The following is a 21,102-nucleotide window of genomic DNA, read 5'->3' as shown; positions in this document are numbered from 1 at the left end:
AGGCTCCACAAGGACCACAGGACCCCACAAGGACATCTCCCGGCGACACGAGCAACGGAGCTTCCCATGTCGCAGTCCGGCACCCCCGTCCCCGCACCGACCCGGGTCACCGCCAACGTCGTACGCGGCTGTCTGGGCAACCTCGTCGAGTGGTACGACTGGTTCGTCTACGCCACCTTCAGCGTCTACTTCGCGTCCGTGTTCTTCCCCAAGGGCAACCAGACGGCCCAACTCCTGTCCACAGCAGTCGTCTTCGCCGTCGGCTTCCTGATGCGCCCGCTCGGCGGCTGGCTGCTCGGCGCGTACGCCGACCGCTTCGGCCGCCGCCGGGCACTGACCCTGTCGGTCACGCTCATGAGCATCGGCTCACTGACCATCGCGTTCACCCCCTCCCACGACACCATCGGTCTCTGGGCACCGGCCCTCCTGGTGCTGGCGAGGCTCACCCAAGGGCTGTCCGTCGGCGGCGAGTTCGGCTCCAGCGCCTCCTACCTCGCCGAGATCGCCCCGCCCGGCCGACGGGGCTTCTACTCCAGCTTCCAGTACGTGTCCATCGTGCTCGGCCAGCTCGCCGCGCTGCTCGTGATGATCGTGCTGCAGAACCTGCTGACCGAGGACCAGCTGCAGAGCTGGGGCTGGCGTATCCCCTTCGCGATCGGCGCTGTCGCCGGCCTAATCGTGATGTACCTGCGCCGGACCATGGAGGAGTCGCGGCACTTCCAGGAGGAGCAGGCGAGAGCCGCCGTACAGGATCCGGTCGTCAAGGAGCGCAAGGGGCTGCGGGCCCTGTTCGCCGAGTACCCGCGCCAGTTGATCGCCGTCTTCGGGCTGGCCATCGGCGGCACCGTCGCCTTCTACACGTACACCACATACCTGCAGAAGTACCTGGTGAACACCGCGGGCATCCCCAAGTCGACGGTCTCCGTCATCGGCTTCGCCGCGCTGTTCGTCTACATGTTGCTCCAGCCGGTGACCGGCCATCTGTCCGACCGCGTCGGACGACGCCCGGTGATGTTCGTCTTCTCCGTCGGCGGCATGCTGCTCACCGTCCCGATCATGACCTTCCTCGGCCATACCGCCAATCCGTGGATCGCCTTCCTGCTGATGACGATCGCCCTCACCTTCGTGAGCGGCTACTCGGCCCTGGCCGCCATCATCAAGGCGGAGATGTTCCCCACCAAGGTCCGGGCCCTGGGCGTCGGCCTCCCGCACGCCCTGGTCACCGCAACCTTCGGCGGGATGACGGAACCCATCGCGCTGGGCCTCAAGAACAGCGGCCACGAAAGGGGCTTCTTCTGGTACGTCACCGGGTGCATCGCACTGACCTTCCTGGCCACCCTCCTCGTACCCGAGCCGTCCCGCACGTCGCTCCTGGAGGCCGCCGAGGCTCCCGAGACCCCTGCTTCCCGTACCCGACCGAAGGCAGCACCGCTCACCTGACCACGGCCCAGCCGCACGCAGGACCACCAGGACAGAAGGCCAGACGGCCAGAAGGCCAGACGCACAAGAAGGACAGACGGACGATGCACCCTACCCCACCCCCGCTCAGCACCTACGTGGAGTCGTGGACTCCCGGGCCGGTCAAGGACGAGGACCCGCTGGGCGTCGGCCCGGCGGCGGCCCTGTCGGCAGTCCTGAACCTGCCCGACCCCAGCCCGAAGGCCGGCGAGCCGCTCCCCCCGCTGTGGCAGTGGCTCTACTTCCTGAACTGGCCCGCCGGGCGGGAACTCGGCGCCGACGGCCACCCGTCGAACGGCCACTTCCTGCCGCCGCTCCCCCACCGGCAGCGCATGTGGGCCGGCGGCCGCTGCGAGATCACCGAGCCGCTCCGCCTCGGCGAACCCGCCGAACGAGTCAGCTCCCTCGGTTCCGTGACCGCCAAGCGGGGGCGCACCGGGGAGATGCTGTTCGTCACCGAGCGCCGCGAGTTCCGCCAGCACGGCCGGACGTGCCTCGTCGAGGAGCAGGACATCGTCTACCGGTCCGGACGCAGTGCCGGACAACACCCGGCCGCCGTCGACGAGTCCGCCCACCCCCACCCCGACGAGCCGTGGCAGCTTCCCCTACGCCCCGACCCTGCGCTGCTCTTCCGCTTCAGCGCCCTCACCGCGAACGCCCACCGCATCCACTACGACGCCCTGTACTGCCGGGAGGAGGAGGGCTATCCCGGAGTCGTAGTCCACGGCCCCCTGCTGGCTCTGCTCATGCTGGAACTCGCCCGCCGCCACGCCCCCGACCGACGGGTGCGCTCCCTGTCGTACCGGCTGCGTCGGCCGGTGTTCGCCGGCGAACACCTCGTGGCCTGCGGTACGCCCCGCGGCGACCGCGCCGAACTGCGCATCGCCACCCATCGGGAGGAACGGCACGCCGCGGCGGAGGTGACCTTCGCGTGACCCCGACCCCTTCCGCTCGCAGCCTCCTCTTCGTGCCGGGACACCGACCCGACCGCTTCGACAAGGCCGCCTCCTCCGGCGCCGACGTGGTGATCATCGACCTTGAGGACGCAGTCGCCGCCGAGGACAAGGACCGCGCCCGCGACAACGCCGCGGCCTGGCTCGCCCTGGGCAACCGCGCGATCGTACGGATCAACGCGCCCGGGACCCCGTGGTCCGAGGCCGACCTGCGCGTGGCGGCCGACCACGGCTGCCCGGTCATGGTGCCCAAGGCAGAGGACTCCGCCGTACTGGCCGACCTGGCCGCCCGGACGGCCGGCCGATGCGACCTCGTCCCACTCGTCGAGACCGCACTCGGCGTGGAACGGGCGCGCGAGGTGTGCGCCGCACCGGGCGTCACCCGTGCCGCCTTCGGCAACGTCGACCTCGCCGCCCAGCTCGGCGTCGCCCACGACGACCACACGGCGCTTGCCCACGCCCGCTCCAGACTGGTCGTCGCCTCGGCCGCAGCGGGCATCTGCCCGCCCATCGACGGCGTCACCACCGCCGTACGGGACATGGACACGCTCTCCGCCGACATCGCCCAAGCCCGACGGCTGGGCTTCACCGGCAAACTCTGCATCCACCCGCGCCAACTCCCCCGAGTGGCCGAGGGGTTCGCGCCCTCGGCCGAGGAAGTGCGGTGGGCGCGCGCGGTCCTCGACGCCGGGGACTCGGTCACCACGGTCGCCGGGCACATGGTCGACAAGCCGGTGCTGGAACGCGCACGACGCGTCCTGGCACTGGCCCACGGTCCGTGCGGGTCGCACGGACCGCACGGACCGCACGGACCGCACACCGCAACCTGACAGCGGCCGGCCGACAGGCTCGTGTCGTCAGGTTCCGGCGTCGGCGCGTGAGACGAGGTCAGCGATGCGGGCCCACATCTCCGGCGCGTTGGAGTACATCGGGAAATGCGCACAGTGGCTGATCTCGGCGAGCTCGACACCGCCTTCGGCCAGCGCCGGGAGATAGGACAGCGAGTTGTTCTGCTCCCCGTACATGAACATCTTCGGCGCGGGGAGGCCGAGGAAACGGTCGAGCAGCTTGCCGTGGTCGGAGAGGTCGACCATGGACTCGAAGATCGCCCTGACCGCTCCGGCCCGGACCTTGTGGGGGAGGCTCGACGCGTACAGGGCGCCGCCGTAGAAGCGTGACCCGCCGACGCGTTCGGCGAACCGGGCGAGGAACTCGTCGGGATCGTCGTGGGCGTGGGTGACGATCTGGCGGCTGAGGAAGCAGTCCTCGGGTGCGACGTTGCCTTCGATGTTGGTGAAGCTCGCGACCCTGCCGGGGTCACCGTCGGCGAGCAGGAGTGCGGTCAGGCCGCCCATCGAGTGCCCGACGATGTGGAACCGGTCGATCTGCCGCGCCTTGAGGACCTGTTCGGCGACGGAGACGAGGAAGGGGATGGAGACGGCGCCGAGGTCGGAGCAGGTGCTGGCGCCGCAGCCGGGTGCGTCGTAGGCCAGTACGGGGCGGTCGGCGAGCTGTGCCTGCTGGACGACGTCCGCGTAGTCCTCCTTCGTCGAGCCGAAGCCGTGGAGGAACACCAGGGGCGTGCCGGTGCCACCGCGGTGGAGGCCGGACACCTCGACGCGGGTACCGCCGACGGTGAGCGGGAGCGTGAAGCGTTCGAGTTTCCTGACGGCGCTCATCGGGCCTCCTCCAACTGGTGTACGACCGGCTCGTGCTCCGTGGGCCCGAGGGCGGTCCGCAGTCGTTCGATCGCGGTGATCAGTGTGTCGTCGTCGACGGCGAAGCACACCCGGATGCGTCCGGGGGCGTTGAACGCCTCGCCGGGTACGACCGCGAGATGGGCGGTGTCGAGGAGCCACGCGGCGAGGTCGGCGCTGGTGGTCCAGCCGCGGTCGCTCAGGAGCCGGCTGACGTCGGGGAAGGCGAACATGCCGCCGTCGGGCAACGGGCAGTCGATGCCGTCGATGTCGTTCAGCGCGTCCACGAGCAGCGCGCGCCGGCGCCGGTAGTCGCGGGCGGCCTCGACGGGCGTGCCGGTGTCGCCCAGGGCGGCGAGGGCGGCCCGCTGGTTGACCGTCGGGACGTGGGTGATGGTGCGGGACACGTGCAGCCGCGCCGAGGCGATGACCTCCGGCGGCGCCGCGAGCCAGCCGACGCGCCAGCCGGTCATGGCGTGTTCCTTGGACACTCCGCCCACGACGACGGTACGGGGGCGCAGTTGTGGAGACACGCTGAGGATCGACCGGTAGGTGCCGGTGTAGTCGAACGCCCGGTAGATGTCGTCGCTGACGACCCAGATGCCGTGCCGCTCGGCCCAGTCGGCGATCTGCCGCAAGTGGGACTCGGGATGGACGGCGCCGGTGGGGTTGCCGGGGCTGGAGAGGATCACCGCCCGGGTGCGCGGGGTACGGCAGCGGTCGAGGGCCTCGGCCTGGACACGGAACTCGTCGTCGGTGGCGACCTGGGCGGGGACGCCGCCGGCCGCGGTGACGACCTCGGCGTGCCCGGGCCAGCCGGGCGCGGCGACCAGGACCTCGTCGCCGGTGTCGATCAGGGCCTGGGTGGCGAGGAAGAGGGCGTGCTTCGCTCCGAGGGCGATCTGAACGTCGTCCTCGCTCCAGGGGAGTTGGGTGTCGCCTGCGAGGGCGGTGGCGACGAGCGCGCGCAGGGCGGGGTCGCCCTGGGCCGTTCCGTAGTGGTGGGTGGCGGGGTCACGGACGGCGGCCACGGCGGCCTCCACGACCGCGGCGCTGGTGGCCGCCTGGGGTTCGCCGGCGGCGAGGGTGATGATGTCCGCGCCCTGGGCCCGTAGCGCTTCGGCCTTGGCGGCCACGGCGAAGATCGGGTTGTCCGTCATAGGGGTCGTCACCGCCCGGCGGCTTCGAAGTTGTTGTACAGGTCGAGTGTGCTGTGGCCTTCCCGCAGTCTCTGCATGAGTTCGTTCTCGTGGGCGACGCGCGCGTCGGCGCGGTCCAGGATCCGGTCGGTGTCGGACGCGGGAAGCGCCACGACTCCGTCGATGTCCCCGACGACGAGGTCACCGGTGTGGACCGTGACCCCACCGACGTCGACGGGGCGCCCGAGAACGCCGCGGAAGTCCTTGCGGGTGCCGAGGATGGCGTTGTTGCGCGAGAAGACCGGGAAGCCGAGCGCCTTGATCTCGTCGGCGTCGCGGACGCCGCCGTCGATGAGCAGGCCCGCGATGTCCCGGTGCTGGGCGGCCACCGTGAGGATCTCGCCCCAGTGACCGAAGGGGGCGCCGCCGAGGTCGGCGACCAGGACGGACCCGGGCGGGGCCTGCAGTACGGCGTGGTGCAGGGCGAGGTTGTCGCCGCCTGCGCCCTGCACGGTGAACGCCGGGCCGCACAGCCGGGCACCGGCCCACAGCGGTCGGATCTCCGGGGACAGCGCCACGGGGAGTCCGGACGCCTCGGACAGGGTCGCGCTGGAGTGGCCGCGGGCGAGGTCGCTCGCGACGCGGTCGTTGGTGACGCAGTCGTTCACGAGGGGTCCTTCCGAGTCTGGAGCGAGTGGTAGCCGTGCCGCGCTCGCGCCTCGGCGAGCGTGGCGCCGCCGCGGACGGCCTCGACGATGGCCTCCTCGACGCGGTCGATACGGCGGGCGACGTCCGCGACCTCGTCCCAGCGGGCGGCCGGGACCACGACGGCGCCGTCGTCATCCGCGACGAGGATGTCGCCGGGGTGGATGAGCACGCCGTCGATGGTGAGGGGCGTCTGGATCGCGGCCACGCGGACGCGGTCCTTGCCGGTGCGCATGAACCGGGAGACCGACCAGATCGGGTAACCGGCGGCGCAGGCGACGGCGACGTCGCGGCAGGTGCCGTTGATGACCGTGCCCGCGATGCCGCGCGCGTGGGCGGTCTGGCTCATGATGCCGCCCCACACCGTGCAGTCGGTGCGGCCGGCGTTGTCGATCAGGATCACCGCGCCGGCGGGGACGTCGTCGAGGAAGTCGCCCACCGTGCCGCCGGTCTCGTCGACCGGCTCGTAGGTCACGGTGAAGACCGGCCCGATGGTCCGCTGGCCCTGACGCAGAGCGCCGATGCCGTGGAGGGATCCGGGGAGTCCGAGCGAGTCGAGGGCGTCGGAGACCGACGCGGTGGACGGATCGGTGGCGAGGTTCGCGGTGGCGGTGGGGTCACTCATCGAGCCGACTCCTTCTCTCCGGCGAGGCGGGCGTCGTGCATGGCGTGCGACAGCGGCACGCCCGCGCGGACCTCGTCCGCGACGGCCCGCTCCCGGGCGACGATCGCTGTGGCGATCTCGGCCACTTCCTCGGCCCGGTCCCGCGGGACGACGACGAGACCGGTCTCGTCGGCGAGGACGACGTCGCCCTGCTCGACCGTGAGCCCGGCGACGCCGACCGGCTCGCCGGTGGAGCGCTGCTGCAACCTGCCCCGCGCCGTGGCCGGGATCGACCCCCGCGAGAACACCGGGAAACCCAGCTCGCGAGCCTCCGCCACGTCGCGGCACACGCCGTCGGCGACGACACCGCGAACCCCGCGCCGGGACGCGCCCAGGCTCAGGATGCCGCCCCAGCACGACACGTCGGTGCGGCCCTGGTTGTCGACGACGATCACGCTCTGGTCGTCCGCGCTCTCGACGGCCGTAGTGGCGATGTGGGCTCCGGCCGGCCCTTCGGTTCGCGCTTCGAGCCCCACCGTGACAGCGAATCCCACGACGGCTGCGGGACCCCACACCGGGCTGATGCCGCCGACTCCGCAGGGAAGCCCGAGCTGGTCGAGCGCGTCGCTGACAGCGGCGGAGTCGAGCGCCGCGAAACGATCCAGGAGAGAGGAGTTGCTCATGGCTTCCACTTCAACAGCCCGCAGATATATTCGGAAGGTCTGATTTCCTCTCTCAGTAAGAGGCTGCGCGAATCATGGTCGAGATCCGACAGGCCCGGTACTTCGTCGCCGTCGCCGAAGAACTCCACTTCGGCCGTGCGGCCAGGCGGCTGCAGATGTCCCAGCCGCCGCTCTCCCAGGCGATCAAGCAGCTGGAACAGCAGCTCGGCTGTGAACTCCTGCACCGCACCCAGCGGTCGGTCGCCCTCAGCCCCGCCGGAACCGTGTTCCTGGACCACTGCCGCGCCCTGATCCGGCACGCCGAGGAAGCCGAAACCGCCGCCCGCCAGGCCGCCACCGGGCGCGGCGGACGACTGAGCCTGGGCGCCGTCGCCTCGGCCTTCTCCTGGCCCCTGCCGCGGGTGCTGGAGCGGTTCCACGCGGCCCTGCCGGACGTCGAGATCCGCACCCAGGAGATCGACACCCACGAGGCCGCGGCAGGGCTCCTCGACCGCTCGCTCGACTGGGCGATCGTGCGCCAGACCGCCCCCGTACGCGGCACCACGGCGACCTCGCTCTTCGCCGACCGGTTCGTCGCCGCCCTGCCGCTCCGACACCCCACCGCCGCAGCCACCGGACCGCTGGACCTGGCGGACCTCGCGGGCGCTCCGTGGGTATGGCTGCACCGCCACATCTCGCCCGACTACCACGACGCCATGGCGACCCTGTGCCGAGCCGCCGGTTTCAGCCCCGTCCCGACCCACTGGGCACGGTCGGTGACCTCACAGATCGCCATGGTCGAATGCGGCCTCGGCGTCACCGTCGTTCCCGCCGCGGCGGCGTCCGCGACACACCCCGCCGTCCGCTTCAGACCCCTCCGTCACGCGACGGCGACCATCGAACTCACCGCCATGACGAGATCCACCCCCGGTGCGCTGGCCGAACGCCTCACCGCCATAGCGACCCAACTGACCACGACCACAGCGCAGGCACCGCCACCGCACAGCTGACTGCGAACGAGTCGAGGACGAGAATTCCACCGGGCATGACCAACGGGTCAATACGCCTGACAGCCCGTCAGAATCAGCGTCGGGTGAGCGTCGAAATGACTTCTCACCGCCCCCGCGAAGACTGAGGCAGCGGATCCCCCATCCCACACGCCGTCCACAGAACCGCAGGTCAGAGGCGTTCGTCAGAAGCCGCGTACGCCAGAGAAAACCCAGGTCAAAGGCTCTTCGCAGCGGGTTCGAGGATCGCCACGCACTCCACATGATGAGTCATCGGAAAGATGTCGGCCTGAGTGAGTCGTGGAAAAGGCCAGGTCAGAGGCGCTTTCTCGGCTCGCTGCGCAGCGTGAGGGCGCCCAGAGCGTCAAACGAGCGTCACGGCCGACAGCCCGTCCCGCCTACTAGGGCAGACCGAGCTGCCACGACCAGCTCCCCCAGCAGGCTCCGTCCCGCTCACTCCAGACGCCAGCTCGCTCATCATGACCCACGCCACCTCTCCGGCCGCCATAATGGACTCATGCCCTCCAGCCCACAGCACCCCGCACCCACGCCGAGCGATTTCCCGGGCGCGGTCGCCGAGGACCTCGCGCTCTACCGGGAGAAGTTCCGGCGGCGTCTGCCGGAGTCGCTGGACGAGTTGCACGGCCCGACCCAGGGGATCGTGGATCTGCCGCTGCACATGGCCTGGTCCGGGATGACCTCGTACGACCTGGGCAAGCCGCGCCAGCGCATGGGCCTGTACCGCACCGTCCTGCACGAGGGCCTGCGTGATGACCTGCCCCGGTACCTCAACCGGGACCTGCTCCTCCAGCTGTGGCCGGTACTGCGCACCCTCGTCGGCCGCACCGTGCGCACCGTCTGGGAAGACGCCTTCCCCCAGCTCGCCTCCCGCACCCGGGCAGCCGCGTGACAGACATGCCGGAGCTGCACACGCGGCTCCTGGCGGATGTGATCGCGCTCGGCTCCTCGTATCCGCTGGTTCTCACCGGCGGGTATGCCGTGCGGGCGCACCACCTCGTGAACCGTCCGAGTCAGGACCTCGATGTCGCCACCGAGAACCCGGCACCCATGGCCGACATCGCGGCCACACTCCGCAGCGGCCTCGAAGCCCGTGGCTGGAAGGTACGGGCGCTGGAGACCGCCCCGCTGTCCGCCCGCTTCACCGTGACTGACCCAGCCACTGGGCAAGAGTGCGAGGTCGACATCCTCAAGGAGATCTTCTGGCGGCCGGTCGCCCAGAGCCCGTACGGGCCCGTCCTCGCGGAGGAGGATGTGATCGGGACCAAGGTCCGCGCCCTCGCCGACCGCGGAGCGCCCCGTGATCTGATCGACGTGTTCGCGGCCTCCCGCCGCTGGTCCAATGCCGAGCTGGAGGAGTTCGGCCGCCGCCACGCCCGTGGCCGCTTCGAGCACGAGGATCTGCAGGCGAATCTCTCGGGCGCCGAGTGGATCGACGACGAAGCCTTCGCCGCCTATGGCCTCGATGACGCCACCATCACCGCGCTCCGCGTTTGGGCTGTGGAGTGGGCCGACGGCCTCGCGACCCGGCTCCTGGAAGAGGCCGATGATCCGGACATCGACTGATCATGTCCGGACCCTCACACGGCTCTAGCCACCCAAACGGGCTATGAAACCCGCAGCACCCTGCCGCTGCCGCCTATCGTGATGCTCCTCCCTGCAGTGAGCCGAGCGGAGTCCTGGGCCGTGAAGTACGCATTGTCGGAGAGGCAAGCCGCGATGCTGCGAGAGATCGCGTCTGCTTCTGAGGCCGTGGTTCTCCCGCCCAAGGCCATCCATACCGCTGCGGCGCTTGAGAAGCGCGGATTGATCAAGAGAACGTGGCGCAGCAGCGGGCTACCCGTCGCGGTCGTCACGGCGGACGGCCGCTACTACCTCAAGTACGGCAAGCACCCTCGCGAGGTACAGGCAGCAAAGGAACGGCTGGCAGAGGACGCCGACGAAGCTGCTCGTGCCCCTGCCGACGGAGTCGAGCTGATCTCCCAGCTGCGCTCCGCCTCGGGGAAGATCACAGTCCCGGATCCTGCTCCTCAGACGAGGGGGCGGTGGCGGGCTGCCTACTACGACGCGCTGCACCACGGTCACGTGCCGGAGGGGCACAAGCTGCGCTGGTCCGGTCGGCGGCGAGGCGACTGCGTCTTCGCGCTGGTCGACGAGGAAGCCGAAAAGGCGGCCCAGTCTCCACCGGTGCCGATTGTCGGCGTACCCGAGAGCGTGGTCCGCCCTCATCGTCTGGTCCGCGCGACACGCAAGGCTCTCGGCAGGTCCCGGACCGTAGTCGACACCCGGGGCAAGCCCGAGGTCATCCCCCTGTACCTGTCACGTCCGCTGGTCGACCGCGCTCTGCGCATCATGCACGCGCTCCTGACCGAAGCCGAGAACCGCGGCCATGCCGTGGAAACCCGGACCGATATCGACCATGAGAAGGCTGTACATACGCTGGCCATCGTCGTCCACGGCCGGGCCTTCCCCCTCGTCCTCACCGAGCGGACGGCCAAGGTCCCGCACGAACCAACTCCCCAGGAGATCCGCCGGCAGCCACGCAGCCCCTGGACGCAGCCACCCACGTACGACGAGAAGTTCGACGGGCGTCTGGCGATCGGCGCACCGGTCGGAAGCCGGTATGAGCATGCGTACTCGTACAGCGATGGCGCCCGATGGACCTTGGAGTCGCGGCTGGGGCGCCTGCTGCAGAAGCTCGAGCACCTGGCGGCAGAGGCCGAGCGCCAACAGCGAGAGAAGGAGCTCCGCGAGGCCGAGCAGCGGCACCGCTGGTACGCAGCCGTTGCGCAGGCACGCGAGCAGCAGGTCGAGCGGCACCGGGCGAAGGTCCTGACCGAGCAAGTGAGGGCGTGGCAGCAGGCTCTGGAGATCCGCTCCTTCTGCCACGCTGCCCGGGCACGAGTCGGCGACGCACCGATTCCGGCGGACGAGGTGGAATGGCTGGAGTGGGCCGAAGGCTACGCGGCGCGAACTAACCCGCTTGGCTCGACACTGCGTACACCGCCAAATCCCCCAGCCAGTCGTGAGGCGCTGCACGAACTGCTGAAGGACAACCTGCGCACGTACCCTTGGCCGTTCGACGCCCAGGATCGCTGGATCCTTCCTACGGAAGATCCAGCCGACCAGCGCCTGTGACCCGCAAACGACTCCGCCCTGTCCGTTGAGGACAGGGCGGAGGAACGTTCATGCGGCGATGGTCAACGGAACGTCGAGACGTTCCCAGGCTCCGAGGACGGCCTTGTGCGCGTCCGGTTGCAAGTGCGCGTAGCGCTGGGTGGTCTGGAAGCTCTCGTGGCCGAGGAGGTGCTGGACCTCGTAGAGCGAGACTCCCTTCTGGACCAGCCACGAGGCGCAGGTGTGGCGCATGGAGTGCGGTGGATAGTGCGGGACGAGCTGCTGCTCGCCGTCGGAGTCGAAGTAGTGGGCACCTTCGACGGTGGGCCACCAGGTCTGGCGGCGCCAGTTGCTGTCGGCGAGGAGGCGTCCGGCACGGCCCTTGGTGATGGTGGTGAACACCACGGCGTCCCGGTCGAGCCGGTGGATATGGCGTTCGAGTGCCTCCATGACGTGGGGCGGGAGGGGGACCTCCCGGCGGCTCTTGGAGCTCTTCGGGTACTCCTTGATACCGCTCTTGGTGTTGACCTCCACCACGAACAGGCGCGAGCGACGTGTGTCGATGCGGTGGCGATGCAGGCCAGAGAGTTCTCCCCAGCGCAGTCCGGTGTAGAAGCCGAGCAGGCACATCGTCCGCCACGCGGCGGGGAGTTCGTCCAGGATGCTCTGCGCCTGGTCGAGCGTGAACCACTGCGGCGGCTTGACCGCGATCTGGGGCAGGTCGATGCTGCGGCACGGGGTCACCGCCAAGACGTCGTCGTCGACGGCCGCGCGCATTATAGAGGACGTCAGGTTGTAGGCCCGCTTGATCGCCGCGGCCCCCGCACCCTTCTCGACCAGGGTCCGGATCCAGCTCTGGACGTCCATACGAGTGATGGCCCGCATCTCCCAGTCCGCCCAGCAGGGCATGACATGGTTCTTGATGCTGGAGGCGTCGCCTCGCAGCGTGTGGGGCTCAACGATGCGGGCGTTCCACCACCGGTCGTGCCACTCGCGGAACGACATTTCACCGGCCCGCGGATCGCGCATACCTCCACGGGCGAACTGGGTCTCCATCTCGGTGCCCCAGGCGCGCGCCTGCGACTTGAGGGGGAAGGATTCACTGAACCGGTCTCCTGCCCGGTTGCGTACGGTCGCCTGCCACTTGCCGGACTTCAACTTGCGCAGGTACGCGGTACTACTCCTTTGTTCGGGAACGTGGAGGGCTGAGCTGACGGCGAGGGGTCAGCGGCGGGTCTGCGGGGCAGCGACCGACCTGCTGGTGATGAACTCCTCCAGCCCAGCAGCGGGGACACGGACACGAGAGCGGCCCGCTCCGGTGCGCAGGTCGACCACCGGCAGTTCCCCGGCGGCGATGAACCGATAGACGGTGCGCCGGTCCACGTCCAAAGCGGCGGCGACGGCAGGAATGGACAGCAAACGGGCAGGCATGAGTGAGTCCTTGAGATGAGGGTGAGAAGGTCAATCGGCAAATCGGTTCAGCCGGGACATCAGGCGGGCCAGGACGAAGGTCAACCAGCCCCGTCAGGGCAGTGGGACCACATCACGGAGAATCATCACGTGACAACGTCCTTGATGTGCAGACCGCTGAAGTTCAAGAGTCGATGGCGGAAGCCCGCGCTCTGATCGTCGACCAGAGCGCGGGGCGCGAAATCACCGCTTGAGCGAGTCCGGAAGCGCCATGACCTCGGCCAGGTGACCCCAGTCGAGGTCGACGTCCTCCAGGCGGAACCGATGCGGGTAGCGCAGCGCAAGCCAGCTCGCGCTCACGCCGGCCCACTCGGCGACGCCCCACGCAGGAACACCCGCCTTGAGCCATGCATCCAGGCAGGAATCCCGCAGACTGGTGACGCGTTCCCCCAAACCTGCTGTCACCTCGTCCGGGGTCAGCACCGCCTCACGGGCCTGCTTCCACACCCGCCGGTACAGCGACGACGACAACTCCCCGCCGTGCTCACCGGGGAACAGCAAATCGCCGGGCTTCAGGCTGGCCTCGTCGATCCACTCCTGAAGCACACCGGCGAGTTCCGGAGTGACAGGGACCTTCCGCTCTTCGTCGGCGCGGACGAGCAACTCACCGAACTCCCCTTCCGGGAGCGTGGCGTCGTCCACTCGAAGCGCGGCTGCCTCGCTGGGGAGCAGGGCCGCACCTGCCATCGAGGCGAGGAAAGGAAACACCGCCCCCGACGCCTCGGGGGATTGCTGAACCCATCCCAGCAGGGAACGGATGTGCTCCACGGAGAGCAGGGAATGTTCATCTATTGCAGTATGCGACAAGGTACTTGGCTCCTCACACAAGGCGGCGGGACGCGGCGACGTCCCCGTGGTGATTCAATAGTCCAGAGAAGCGCCGGTTTCGCTAACCGGCGATCGTCGTATATATTCCGCCCACCCCTTCACCAGAAGCACCCACATGGATGGGCAGAGAGGGCGCCATATCACGGCTCTCCCCGAGGACCGCTCTAGGTTGACTTCCTTCGCCGCTGTATTCCAGTCCGTGTCGGCCTCAATGTGTCTGCCGTCGGCGAAGCAACTCACCCCCCCCCGGAATCACAGGGGCGCGCGCCCTTCCAACCACCGGGCACTCGCCTGCGGCTCGGCCTGGACGTCCGAAAGCGGTAGAACAGAGCAGGCGCCTTCTAAACGCCTGCTCTCATCGGCGTCGGCCAGCTGGAACCGATAATTTGTCCCGCCACACTCCGCCGTTGGATTCCTACACTGCCAGCGAACTGCAAATGGCTCTCAATTATCGGCCATCAGTTGCTCCACCATCACTTCCTTGAGATGCGGGAACAGCCTCTCGACCAGGCCCTCACACGTCCACCAGCATCCCGCAGCGTGACCGTGTGTCACCGGCGCACGGAAGCATGATCACCTTCACGGAATTCACGCCAGGACCCGCTGAGCGACGTCACAGCCACCTCGATCCGCACGACTTCGACGAAGAGTTGACAGTCATCCAGGGAGCACGCCAGTTCGTGCGGAGACCGGATGAATGCATGCACCCGGCAATTCCCTATGCCGTCGACCAGGCTGTAGGGGGGTATCGCTCGTGAAGAGCCCGTGTGCGTGCGTCCTGCACGAGGCGGTCAGGTGAGGAGCGGCCGTCGAAGAAGAAGACCAGCGAAGTCGTGTTGTAGTAGTTCTGGGGGACGTCGATCATCGGATCGTGCGACTTTCCTTCCCCCGCCGGCCACCAGTCGTTGAGGCCGAGGCGTCTAAGACTGTCGCCGATGAGGAGGAAGATCATGTCGCGGTTTTCCTGGGAGCGGGAGTAGTCCCACCACTGTCCGCGTGTGGCCGCAGGTGGGCTGTCGTACGGGGGCGCCGTTGGGGTCCGGCGGGAGCACGCGGCCAAGGTCGCCCGCACGGACTTCGCCGATCCACTGGTCGTGCTGGTACTCATGGTTGATGAGCGCGGATAGCAAGTGGGTCGCCACGATGGTGCGTTGTACGGGGGAGGCCGACCCGGCCGACGGCGATGTCACCCATGCGGGCAGCACGCGTTCGGCGATGCTGGCACGAAAGTCGGTGAGCCGTCGAAACGGGGGGCAGGGCGCCGCGGAACCGCTCGGGGCTCGCCGAGTCCATCGGGGCGTCCAACTCCGGGTCCGGGCTGGGCTGGGCTGGGCTGGGCTGGGCCACGGTGAGGTTGCGGACCATGAAGTGCGCGCCGCTGGACGCTGGCGGACGGCACCAAGCACCCGACCGGTTTCTGGGCCGAAGAGGCAGTCGCCCCGTACCAGGTGTTCACGGCCGCCGGCCACCAGCACCGTAGCCACCCCCGGCGGGGTCGTCCCGACCATGGACAAGTCCAGCCTCGCTCCCGAGTTCAACGGCGGCCAGGAAGGCGCCGAGGAGATGGCCGCCAGCCTCGATGTCATCGGCGAACTGCGGCACCCGATCGCGCTTGAGGACGTGAAGCTGGACGACTACGACGCCGTCTTCTTTCAGCAACGCCGAGGAGACCCAGCAGGCCACGTCTTCGGGTGGGTAAGCCGCACCTACGTGGCCGAGTACAGAACGCCGATCACGGCCTCGCACGCCTCCTTCCACAACCGTTGTGCCGCTCCGCGTGTCTTGCCTGCTATGTGGGGCGTGAGCAGCAGGTTGGGCGCCGAGCGCAGCGGTGAGTCGGCGGGCAGTGGCTCACGCTCGAAGACATCGAGTCCGGCCGCCCGAAGTCGCCCACGCTCCAGATGGGCGCACAGGGCCGTCTCGTCGACCAGACGGCCCTGTGCCGTGTTAATGAGAATCGCGTCGCGTCTCATCGCGGCCAGTTGTTCCTCACCCAAGCGCCAGGTGCCTTCCCGGTCTCTCAGGTGGAGGGAGACAATCGTGGATCGTGCCAGCAGTTCACTCAACGGCACGTGGTCGCCGTAGCGCCCGGCCGCTCCAGCGCAACAGTCCTGCGGGGAGCGTCTAGCGGCGTGGAGGATCAGCGGACCGTAGGGGGTCAGGAGGTTGGTCACCGCCTTGCCGACGCGGCCGAGACCAACGAGGCCAACGGTCTCGTCGCCCAGCGTGCCGGTCGCGTGGTTGAGAGATTCGATGGCCTTAACGTCTCCACCTCGCAGTGCCTGTTCCACGTCGATCGCTCTGCGGACCAGCATGAGCATCATCAGAACGGAGAACTCCGCCGTCTCAGCGATAGAGCGGCCCGGCGTGCCCCCTCGGACCGCCACGCCCCTTAGCTGAAGGGCGGCGTACTCCGACGCGTAGCTGCACGGCGTTCGGGTGACCCGTACCCATGCCTTCAGCCTTGCGAGGCTGTGGACGAAATCTCCGTCAGCTCCTGGGCCGTCGATGATCACGCCTGTCGCCAGGCGCCTGATGTCTCGGGGCACGGAAGCCGGGTCGGGCCAGAAGGACACCGTCATCTGATGGGGCCACAGGGCTTCTCTCACCACTTCGCGAGCTGTGTCGCTCGGGGCGCCGATCACGAGCAGTTCAGACATTGGCGTTGCCCCACCGCACTGATTCCGGTTCCTGGGTCAGCGTAGGTGTCCGCATCGGAAACGTGGCCATGGGCGCGAGGCCGCGACGGCGGCGGAACATGCTCTCGTGCGCAGCTGTCAGCAGCCGTATGGACAGTCCGTGAGTGTCCAGCGCGCTGGCGTGACCAGTTCCGGCTATCCACTGGTGGAAGGCCTGGCGGCGACTGCGTTCGGTGAGGGATTCGTCGCGGTGGCCGGCCGGGTTCGGCGGACGCGTCAGCACGTGTTCGGAGTAGGGCTCCCCACCGATCAGCTTGCTGTTGCGCAGTACCCGGATGACGAATCGTGCAGGCGCGAGGCCATCCGGATCCGCGTCGCCGGACCAGGAACGGTAGTCCTCGGTGTGCAGAGTCAGGAGGTGTCCCATGTGAATGGTGAGCCGTTCCTGAGAGTGGCGGCCGTTGCTCTTGTACGTGTCCTCCGGGAGGTCTCGCCAGGCTCGGGTGCTAAGCGCCGTCTCCATCACCTGGATATTGCCCATGGTGATCACGCGGTCGTTCCGTCTGGCCGAGAAAGCGATGTTCACATCCGTCTCACCGCACGACCGCGCGAAACGACGACCGGCAGAGCTGAAGGGCGCCTGCATGGATTGCCCCAGACCTAACCTGCTGTACACGGCTTCGGGTACCTGCTCCAGGAAGTCGTCGGGCGTGGTGTGCTGGGTGAGTACCTCTACGCTGTCCGCCCAGTCGTCGCGGAGAGCGTTCTCGTTGACGGACAGCAGCCAGGCAGCCAGGTCGACCACGTGGTAGCCCCCGTGCAGAAGGGCGCCGAAACCGTACTTGTACGGGTGGTTCTCACGACTGCGGAACTCATCGGGGAAGTTCCAATAGCCGTTGGCGTGGTAGGCGTTGATGAAGGTGATGGGTATGCCGAATTCCGCGGCCACCTCATGCAGGACGCGGCGTGCGATGAGGTATCCATCGTGGGAGCGACGGGTCACCATGACAGTGGCGGTGGCAGCAGATTTCGCGAAGAGGTCCCTGACTGATTCGAATGCGTTGGTCAGCGCTCGGGCGGACTCTGGGGAGAAGTCCATGTCGGTGGCGGTCAGTGGTTTGTCCACCAGGACATCGACCCCTTCCACCGCGCCCCATTCCAGATAGGGGAGGTGGTTGCGGGGGTCGGTGGAGATGATCAGTCCGTCGCAGCCGTGCTGGGCCTTGACTCTGCTCAGGTTCGCCAGTGCTTCGGCTTGCGCGAGCGCATCGGTCGCACGTACACCCACGAAGTGGGCGGCGGGGATGCCGGCGTCGCTCAGAACTTGTGCGGTGTGTGCTCGTCGTTTTTCGAGTTCCACCACGGCGACCAGTCGCACCTCCTGCCGACGTACGAGGTCTGCCAGCAGATGTAGGTAATGGTGCCGTGCGTGGAAGCCCAGCCCTACGAGGACGATCTTTCGCGGCATGTCAGGCGGCCACCTTTCCTGTCCGGGAGTGGAAGTACGTGTGCACGCGTGTCAGGCGCTGCTGATCGCCCGATGCACGGACTCGGCGAACGTCTGCGGAGCGTCATGCATCATCATGTGACCGGCTCCCCGCACGATGAGAACGGCCACTCCCGAAGCACGTAGTGTCTCAGCCGCTAGATCGGGCAGGCTGTGTTCGCCGACGAGGTAGGCACGCGGCAGGGGAAGTTCCTGGAGAACATGGCGCAGGTCCTCACGCGTGCCGCGCACGAGTCCAACGGCGGACCGGTGAACGGCGAGGGGTGAGGCTGCCTGGAAGGCAGGTAACGCCTCAAGATCCGTGACATTACGGCTGTTTCCGAGTCGCGCCGCGATCATGGCGTGCCCGCGGCGCACGTAGTCGTGTTCCGAGAGTGTGGCGATCCGTCCACTCAGTTTGCCGCCACCTGTGAGGCAGGGCTCGGCGAGGACCAGGCGGGACACCAGGTCAGGCCGCTTCCGAGCCAGTGCCACCGTGACGGCGCCCCCCATGCTGTGAGCTACCACCTCGCAATCGGAAAGGTGCAGTTCGTCCAGTACTCGCTCGACTACTTCCGCGTGGTCGTCGACCGTGTATCCGAAGCTTTCCGGTCGGTCGCTGAAACCGAAACCGAGGAGATCGACCAGAATGGTTCGATGGCCAGCGAGGAGAGGATGAGCCGCGAGGGAGAAGAAGTCCACCGCCGCGGAGCCCAGGCCGTGCACGTACACGCGAGCGGGACGCACACCAGGCACATCGACCCAACGGACCCGGGCTTGGTGCTCGGCCAGCAACAGATAGTGCATGGAGCGCCCTCCTCACTGTCAACGTGCAGCGGTCTCCGGAACGCTAGGAGCAGACGAACAGCCCTCCTCGGCAGGTGATGCGGAAGCTGCCGGCGCGCGCGACCTCGGCCCGCACGCGGTCGGTCAGCGCGGCGATGACGCGTCGCGTCGTCCTCTCGTCATGCCCTGGCAGCGGGAGATAGGAGTGGAAGTACTCCATCACGGGTCGGGAGCTGGGAACGGTGATGGTGGAGTCCAGGCGCAGAAGTTCGGTGTGCGAGAAGTACCGTGGCAGCGTTTCCTGTGCGTCCTCCAGAGTGAACCGTGCGCTGAACGAGAGGCTGCGGCTGGTGAGGGGCACGTCGGCGTCCTGGTGCGCCTGCTGCCAGAGCGCTTGGAGTTCGCTTTTGTCGGTGGCGGAGTTGGTCGCGATGACCGCCTTGCCACCGGGGCGGAGAATTCTCTTCAACTCAGCGATCCCAGCACCGATGTCGGGCAGGTGGTACAGCATGTGCAGGGCCAGCGTGGCGTCGGCGGACGCGTGCGGCAGCGGCAGGCGGCGGCCGTCAGCCACCACCACCGGCGGAGCGATGCTCTTGAGCATCCCCAGGGACAGATCGACACCGAGGACGTCCAGGTCGGGCCGGGCGGACCGGAGCCGATGCACATACGTCCCGTTGCCGCAGCCCACGTCGACGACCAGTCCGGTGAGGTCAGAGATTGCTTCGATGACGAGGGCGGGCAGGTCGTGGTGGGGGCTCTGCCAACGGTAGAGCCCCTGGCGCGCAGCGAACCGCCGGGGGTCCGCATAGGCGGCGGAGGTGAGGAACACGGCGTCGGTGAGCTCCATGCGCACTCATTTCGACTCGGCATATCGGATGAGCACCTCCGGTAGGCCCGGCGGATAGATCAACAGACCACCGTCCTGGAGGTCACTCACCGCGAGCCACTGGAGCGGGTGGGTCTCGCCATTGGACTCGTGGGCGCAAGCGGCGATCCTCGCCCCGGAGGGAAGATCGGCGGCGAAGATGTGCACGGTTTCGCGGTACTCCTCGCCCCGGAAGGTGAACTCGTCCACCGTGATCCCCAGGTCGTCCCAGGCCGTGATTTCGCAGCCGAGTTCCTCATGCGCCTCCCGGGTCGCCGCCTCCCTGGGTGTCTCCCCATCCTCGATCCCTCCTCCAGGCGGGATGAGAAACGTGGTCGCGGGTGGCTGTCCGTCGTACCGGACAGTGAAGAGGAAGGAGTCAGCGACTCGAAGGCAACACAACGCCTTATCACGCAGTTTCACCAGGTGGAAGGTCCCATCATCTGTGTTGATCGGGCACGGATGTCGAGCAGTGATCCATCTGAAGTCATGGTTACTTCCTTCGCTCCGCTGGGCCATTGGCCGGGTGTCACCTGTGCTACGAATGGGGCTGACCGCTGCGTCATGAGGGCGTGGGCCAGGTGATTGCGGAAGCCCGGGTCCCGTCCAACGATTCCACGGTCTTCCAGTACCACAGCGGCTGGCGGGCTGGGGAGAGCGTAGAGCCGTGAGATCCATGCCAGGGCGAAGGCGTCGAACCAGTGCGGGTCGTTTCTCCGCAACACCAGAATGGAGTGGGGTCCCACGTGGGACAGGGCCTCATGGACCGCCCCCGGTTCCCGGGGCAGATTCCGCAGATCGCATACCTGACCGGTGACCTCACCAATGGAATGGAAGGCCCCCGCCCTGTCACCAGGTAGCTGCCGGGTTTGGACGATGAACAGCTCGTCCTCAGCACCGAAGCCGAACTCCACCTCGACCAAACCACTCCCCGTGTCTCTGGTCTCCCAGATGTCGTGACAGGCTCTCAGCAGCCGGTCGCGACGCCTGCGGCCGAGCACACCGTGGTCGTCCTCCGGCGCTCGCCGGTCGAGGACTAGTTGGTGCCGTTCGGGCGGCCTTTTTGCGTCCACTTCGACGGTCACCCGGCCGACCTCCACATAGGCGGCGCCTAGGCAGGTGAAGGGTACGGCGTCCATGAAAACAATGCCCGCCTCCCGCGCGGTCCATGGGTGCCGGTCCCAGCTGTCCCAGGTCGTATACGCCTTGTAGAGCCCCGCCAGCAGGTCCGGCAGTACACGCGTGCGGTGGATGGCCATGGCCTGGTCCCGGTCGAGAAGTACCGTCGAGTTGATCCCGTACCCGGTTCCGTTGTCCCTCGTCGACTGTACGAGACTGGTGCGCAGCATGGCCGGTCGCTCGAGTCGGCGCGTGCATTCGCTGATGATCGCGTCGGCGAAGGACGGGAACGGGAGCAGCTTCCGGAGCACGCCCTCGGGCACGCTCCGCGTTCCGGGCAGCATTTCGTACTGAAGTGGCACGTCCCAGTCCACTTGGCGGTAGAACTCCCCCAGCACCGAAGCGGGTAGGACGCAGAACTGGGGGACGCGGAAGCCGCCGTGCGATGACAGGTTGTAGAGACTCAGCAGTTCTGCTGCCTTCTCGCCCACCAGGGAAGCGTCGGCTGGGCCGTTCCAGTCACAATCGATGACAAGATCGGTCAAG

The 21,102-nt window shown here is 68.1% G+C and carries 22 protein-coding genes and 1 pseudogene; 8 read left to right on the top strand and 15 right to left on the bottom strand.

Annotated features, from left to right (window positions below):
* Positions 1-66: 66 nt before the first annotated feature.
* The 3 genes from PBV52_RS36570 to PBV52_RS36560 all read left to right on the top strand — a co-directional run bounded on the left by PBV52_RS36570 (position 67) and on the right by PBV52_RS36560 (position 3,241).
* Entirely contained in the window at positions 67-1,440 is a 1,374-nt protein-coding gene (locus PBV52_RS36570; RefSeq protein WP_274244454.1) for an MFS transporter, read from the top strand.
* An 83-nt stretch (positions 1,441-1,523) separates the two neighbouring features.
* Entirely contained in the window at positions 1,524-2,393 is an 870-nt protein-coding gene (locus PBV52_RS36565) for a hypothetical protein (RefSeq protein ID WP_274244451.1), read from the top strand.
* Positions 2,390-3,241, top strand: a complete 852-nt coding sequence (locus tag PBV52_RS36560) for a CoA ester lyase (RefSeq protein ID WP_274244450.1) — start codon at positions 2,390-2,392, stop codon at positions 3,239-3,241. Before PBV52_RS36565 ends, PBV52_RS36560 begins: the two co-directional genes overlap by 4 nt.
* A 27-nt stretch (positions 3,242-3,268) precedes the next feature.
* On the opposite strand, the gene PBV52_RS36555 is transcribed toward PBV52_RS36560, so the two are convergent.
* Genes PBV52_RS36555 through PBV52_RS36535 form a run of 5 tightly spaced genes read right to left on the bottom strand, consistent with a single transcriptional unit; the run spans position 3,269 to position 7,239 of the window.
* Positions 3,269-4,090 carry an alpha/beta fold hydrolase gene (locus tag PBV52_RS36555; RefSeq protein ID WP_274244448.1) on the bottom strand — a complete coding sequence of 274 codons (822 nt, stop codon included), beginning with the start codon at positions 4,088-4,090 and terminating at the stop codon, positions 3,269-3,271.
* A complete protein-coding gene (locus tag PBV52_RS36550) occupies positions 4,087-5,268 on the bottom strand; it encodes an aminotransferase class I/II-fold pyridoxal phosphate-dependent enzyme (RefSeq protein ID WP_274244446.1) in 1,182 nt (393 codons plus the stop codon). Before PBV52_RS36550 ends, PBV52_RS36555 begins: the two co-directional genes overlap by 4 nt.
* Before the next feature lie 8 nt (positions 5,269-5,276).
* Positions 5,277-5,915 (bottom strand): RraA family protein, encoded by a 639-nt coding sequence (locus PBV52_RS36545; RefSeq protein WP_274244444.1) that lies wholly within the window; start codon positions 5,913-5,915, stop codon positions 5,277-5,279.
* Positions 5,912-6,577 carry an RraA family protein gene (locus tag PBV52_RS36540; RefSeq protein WP_274244442.1) on the bottom strand — a complete coding sequence of 222 codons (666 nt, stop codon included), beginning with the start codon at positions 6,575-6,577 and terminating at the stop codon, positions 5,912-5,914. Before PBV52_RS36540 ends, PBV52_RS36545 begins: the two co-directional genes overlap by 4 nt.
* The gene (locus tag PBV52_RS36535) at positions 6,574-7,239 is read right to left on the bottom strand and encodes an RraA family protein (protein WP_274244440.1); all 666 of its coding nucleotides are present in this window, start codon (positions 7,237-7,239) and stop codon (positions 6,574-6,576) included. Before PBV52_RS36535 ends, PBV52_RS36540 begins: the two co-directional genes overlap by 4 nt.
* A gap of 74 nt (positions 7,240-7,313) precedes the next feature.
* On the opposite strand from PBV52_RS36535, the gene PBV52_RS36530 reads away from it, so the two are divergent.
* From PBV52_RS36530 to PBV52_RS36515, 4 genes are all read left to right on the top strand, one after another.
* Positions 7,314-8,228: a LysR substrate-binding domain-containing protein gene (locus tag PBV52_RS36530; protein ID WP_274244438.1), complete on the top strand. Its 915-nt coding sequence runs from the start codon at positions 7,314-7,316 to the stop codon at positions 8,226-8,228.
* 514 nt (positions 8,229-8,742) lie between these two features.
* Positions 8,743-9,135: a hypothetical protein gene (locus PBV52_RS36525; protein WP_274244436.1), complete on the top strand. Its 393-nt coding sequence runs from the start codon at positions 8,743-8,745 to the stop codon at positions 9,133-9,135.
* Positions 9,136-9,140: 5 nt separating this feature from the next.
* Positions 9,141-9,809, top strand: a complete 669-nt coding sequence (locus PBV52_RS36520; RefSeq protein WP_274244434.1) for a nucleotidyl transferase AbiEii/AbiGii toxin family protein — start codon at positions 9,141-9,143, stop codon at positions 9,807-9,809.
* A gap of 120 nt (positions 9,810-9,929) precedes the next feature.
* Positions 9,930-11,381 carry a hypothetical protein gene (locus tag PBV52_RS36515; RefSeq protein ID WP_274244432.1) on the top strand — a complete coding sequence of 484 codons (1,452 nt, stop codon included), beginning with the start codon at positions 9,930-9,932 and terminating at the stop codon, positions 11,379-11,381.
* 48 nt (positions 11,382-11,429) lie between these two features.
* Here the strand turns inward: PBV52_RS36515 and PBV52_RS36510 are convergent, their stop codons facing one another.
* The 4 genes from PBV52_RS36510 to PBV52_RS36495 all read right to left on the bottom strand — a co-directional run bounded on the left by PBV52_RS36510 (position 11,430) and on the right by PBV52_RS36495 (position 14,766).
* On the bottom strand, positions 11,430-12,518 hold the full coding sequence (locus tag PBV52_RS36510; protein WP_274244430.1) for a site-specific integrase: 1,089 nt from the start codon (positions 12,516-12,518) through the stop codon (positions 11,430-11,432).
* Between the two features lie 66 nt (positions 12,519-12,584).
* Positions 12,585-12,791 carry a helix-turn-helix domain-containing protein gene (locus PBV52_RS36505; RefSeq protein ID WP_274244428.1) on the bottom strand — a complete coding sequence of 69 codons (207 nt, stop codon included), beginning with the start codon at positions 12,789-12,791 and terminating at the stop codon, positions 12,585-12,587.
* A gap of 222 nt (positions 12,792-13,013) precedes the next feature.
* Positions 13,014-13,517 carry a tyrosine-type recombinase/integrase gene (locus PBV52_RS36500; RefSeq protein WP_274244426.1) on the bottom strand — a complete coding sequence of 168 codons (504 nt, stop codon included), beginning with the start codon at positions 13,515-13,517 and terminating at the stop codon, positions 13,014-13,016.
* 859 nt (positions 13,518-14,376) lie between these two features.
* Positions 14,377-14,766: a hypothetical protein gene (locus PBV52_RS36495; RefSeq protein ID WP_274244423.1), complete on the bottom strand. Its 390-nt coding sequence runs from the start codon at positions 14,764-14,766 to the stop codon at positions 14,377-14,379.
* A gap of 277 nt (positions 14,767-15,043) precedes the next feature.
* Between PBV52_RS36495 and PBV52_RS36490 the strand changes: the two are divergent.
* Positions 15,044-15,341 (top strand): annotated as a pseudogene (locus tag PBV52_RS36490) (type 1 glutamine amidotransferase domain-containing protein); the annotation flags it as partial.
* 23 nt (positions 15,342-15,364) lie between these two features.
* On the opposite strand, the gene PBV52_RS36485 reads toward PBV52_RS36490, so the two are convergent.
* The 6 genes from PBV52_RS36485 to PBV52_RS36460 form a co-directional block, all read right to left on the bottom strand.
* A complete protein-coding gene (locus PBV52_RS36485) occupies positions 15,365-16,174 on the bottom strand; it encodes a D-isomer specific 2-hydroxyacid dehydrogenase family protein (RefSeq protein ID WP_274244421.1) in 810 nt (269 codons plus the stop codon).
* 136 nt (positions 16,175-16,310) lie between these two features.
* Positions 16,311-17,765 (bottom strand): Gfo/Idh/MocA family protein, encoded by a 1,455-nt coding sequence (locus tag PBV52_RS36480; RefSeq protein ID WP_274244418.1) that lies wholly within the window; start codon positions 17,763-17,765, stop codon positions 16,311-16,313.
* 51 nt (positions 17,766-17,816) lie between these two features.
* A complete protein-coding gene (locus PBV52_RS36475; protein WP_274244416.1) occupies positions 17,817-18,590 on the bottom strand; it encodes an alpha/beta fold hydrolase in 774 nt (257 codons plus the stop codon).
* A 43-nt stretch (positions 18,591-18,633) separates the two neighbouring features.
* A complete protein-coding gene (locus PBV52_RS36470) occupies positions 18,634-19,419 on the bottom strand; it encodes a class I SAM-dependent methyltransferase (RefSeq protein WP_274244414.1) in 786 nt (261 codons plus the stop codon).
* 6 nt (positions 19,420-19,425) lie between these two features.
* A complete protein-coding gene (locus PBV52_RS36465; RefSeq protein WP_274244412.1) occupies positions 19,426-19,860 on the bottom strand; it encodes an NUDIX domain-containing protein in 435 nt (144 codons plus the stop codon).
* Positions 19,857-21,101 carry a hypothetical protein gene (locus PBV52_RS36460; RefSeq protein ID WP_274244410.1) on the bottom strand — a complete coding sequence of 415 codons (1,245 nt, stop codon included), beginning with the start codon at positions 21,099-21,101 and terminating at the stop codon, positions 19,857-19,859. Before PBV52_RS36460 ends, PBV52_RS36465 begins: the two co-directional genes overlap by 4 nt.
* Position 21,102: the final 1 nt, after the last annotated feature.

It is taken from the genome of Streptomyces sp. T12 (assembly GCF_028736035.1).
GTDB lineage: Bacteria > Actinomycetota > Actinomycetes > Streptomycetales > Streptomycetaceae > Streptomyces.
The sequence above is the reverse complement of the archived record's forward strand: the minus strand, read 5'-3'. Positions and strand labels throughout refer to the sequence as shown.

Bases quoted from the DNA above. Each gene is read 5' to 3' on its own strand.
- PBV52_RS36480 (WP_274244418.1), bottom strand. From the start codon at position 17,765: ATGCCGCGAAAGATCGTCCTCGTAGGGCTGGGCTTCCACGCACGGCAC.
- PBV52_RS36540 (WP_274244442.1), bottom strand. From the start codon at position 6,577: ATGAGTGACCCCACCGCCACCGCGAACCTCGCCACCGATCCGTCCACC.
- PBV52_RS36570 (WP_274244454.1), top strand. From the start codon at position 67: ATGTCGCAGTCCGGCACCCCCGTCCCCGCACCGACCCGGGTCACCGCC.
- PBV52_RS36475 (WP_274244416.1), bottom strand. From the start codon at position 18,590: ATGCACTATCTGTTGCTGGCCGAGCACCAAGCCCGGGTCCGTTGGGTC.
- PBV52_RS36495 (WP_274244423.1), bottom strand. From the start codon at position 14,766: ATGAGTACCAGCACGACCAGTGGATCGGCGAAGTCCGTGCGGGCGACC.
- PBV52_RS36505 (WP_274244428.1), bottom strand. From the start codon at position 12,791: ATGCCTGCCCGTTTGCTGTCCATTCCTGCCGTCGCCGCCGCTTTGGAC.
- PBV52_RS36550 (WP_274244446.1), bottom strand. From the start codon at position 5,268: ATGACGGACAACCCGATCTTCGCCGTGGCCGCCAAGGCCGAAGCGCTA.
- PBV52_RS36500 (WP_274244426.1), bottom strand. From the start codon at position 13,517: ATGGCAGGTGCGGCCCTGCTCCCCAGCGAGGCAGCCGCGCTTCGAGTG.
- PBV52_RS36565 (WP_274244451.1), top strand. From the start codon at position 1,524: ATGCACCCTACCCCACCCCCGCTCAGCACCTACGTGGAGTCGTGGACT.
- PBV52_RS36535 (WP_274244440.1), bottom strand. From the start codon at position 7,239: ATGAGCAACTCCTCTCTCCTGGATCGTTTCGCGGCGCTCGACTCCGCC.
- PBV52_RS36525 (WP_274244436.1), top strand. From the start codon at position 8,743: ATGCCCTCCAGCCCACAGCACCCCGCACCCACGCCGAGCGATTTCCCG.
- PBV52_RS36470 (WP_274244414.1), bottom strand. From the start codon at position 19,419: ATGGAGCTCACCGACGCCGTGTTCCTCACCTCCGCCGCCTATGCGGAC.
- PBV52_RS36520 (WP_274244434.1), top strand. From the start codon at position 9,141: ATGCCGGAGCTGCACACGCGGCTCCTGGCGGATGTGATCGCGCTCGGC.
- PBV52_RS36555 (WP_274244448.1), bottom strand. From the start codon at position 4,090: ATGAGCGCCGTCAGGAAACTCGAACGCTTCACGCTCCCGCTCACCGTC.
- PBV52_RS36530 (WP_274244438.1), top strand. From the start codon at position 7,314: ATGGTCGAGATCCGACAGGCCCGGTACTTCGTCGCCGTCGCCGAAGAA.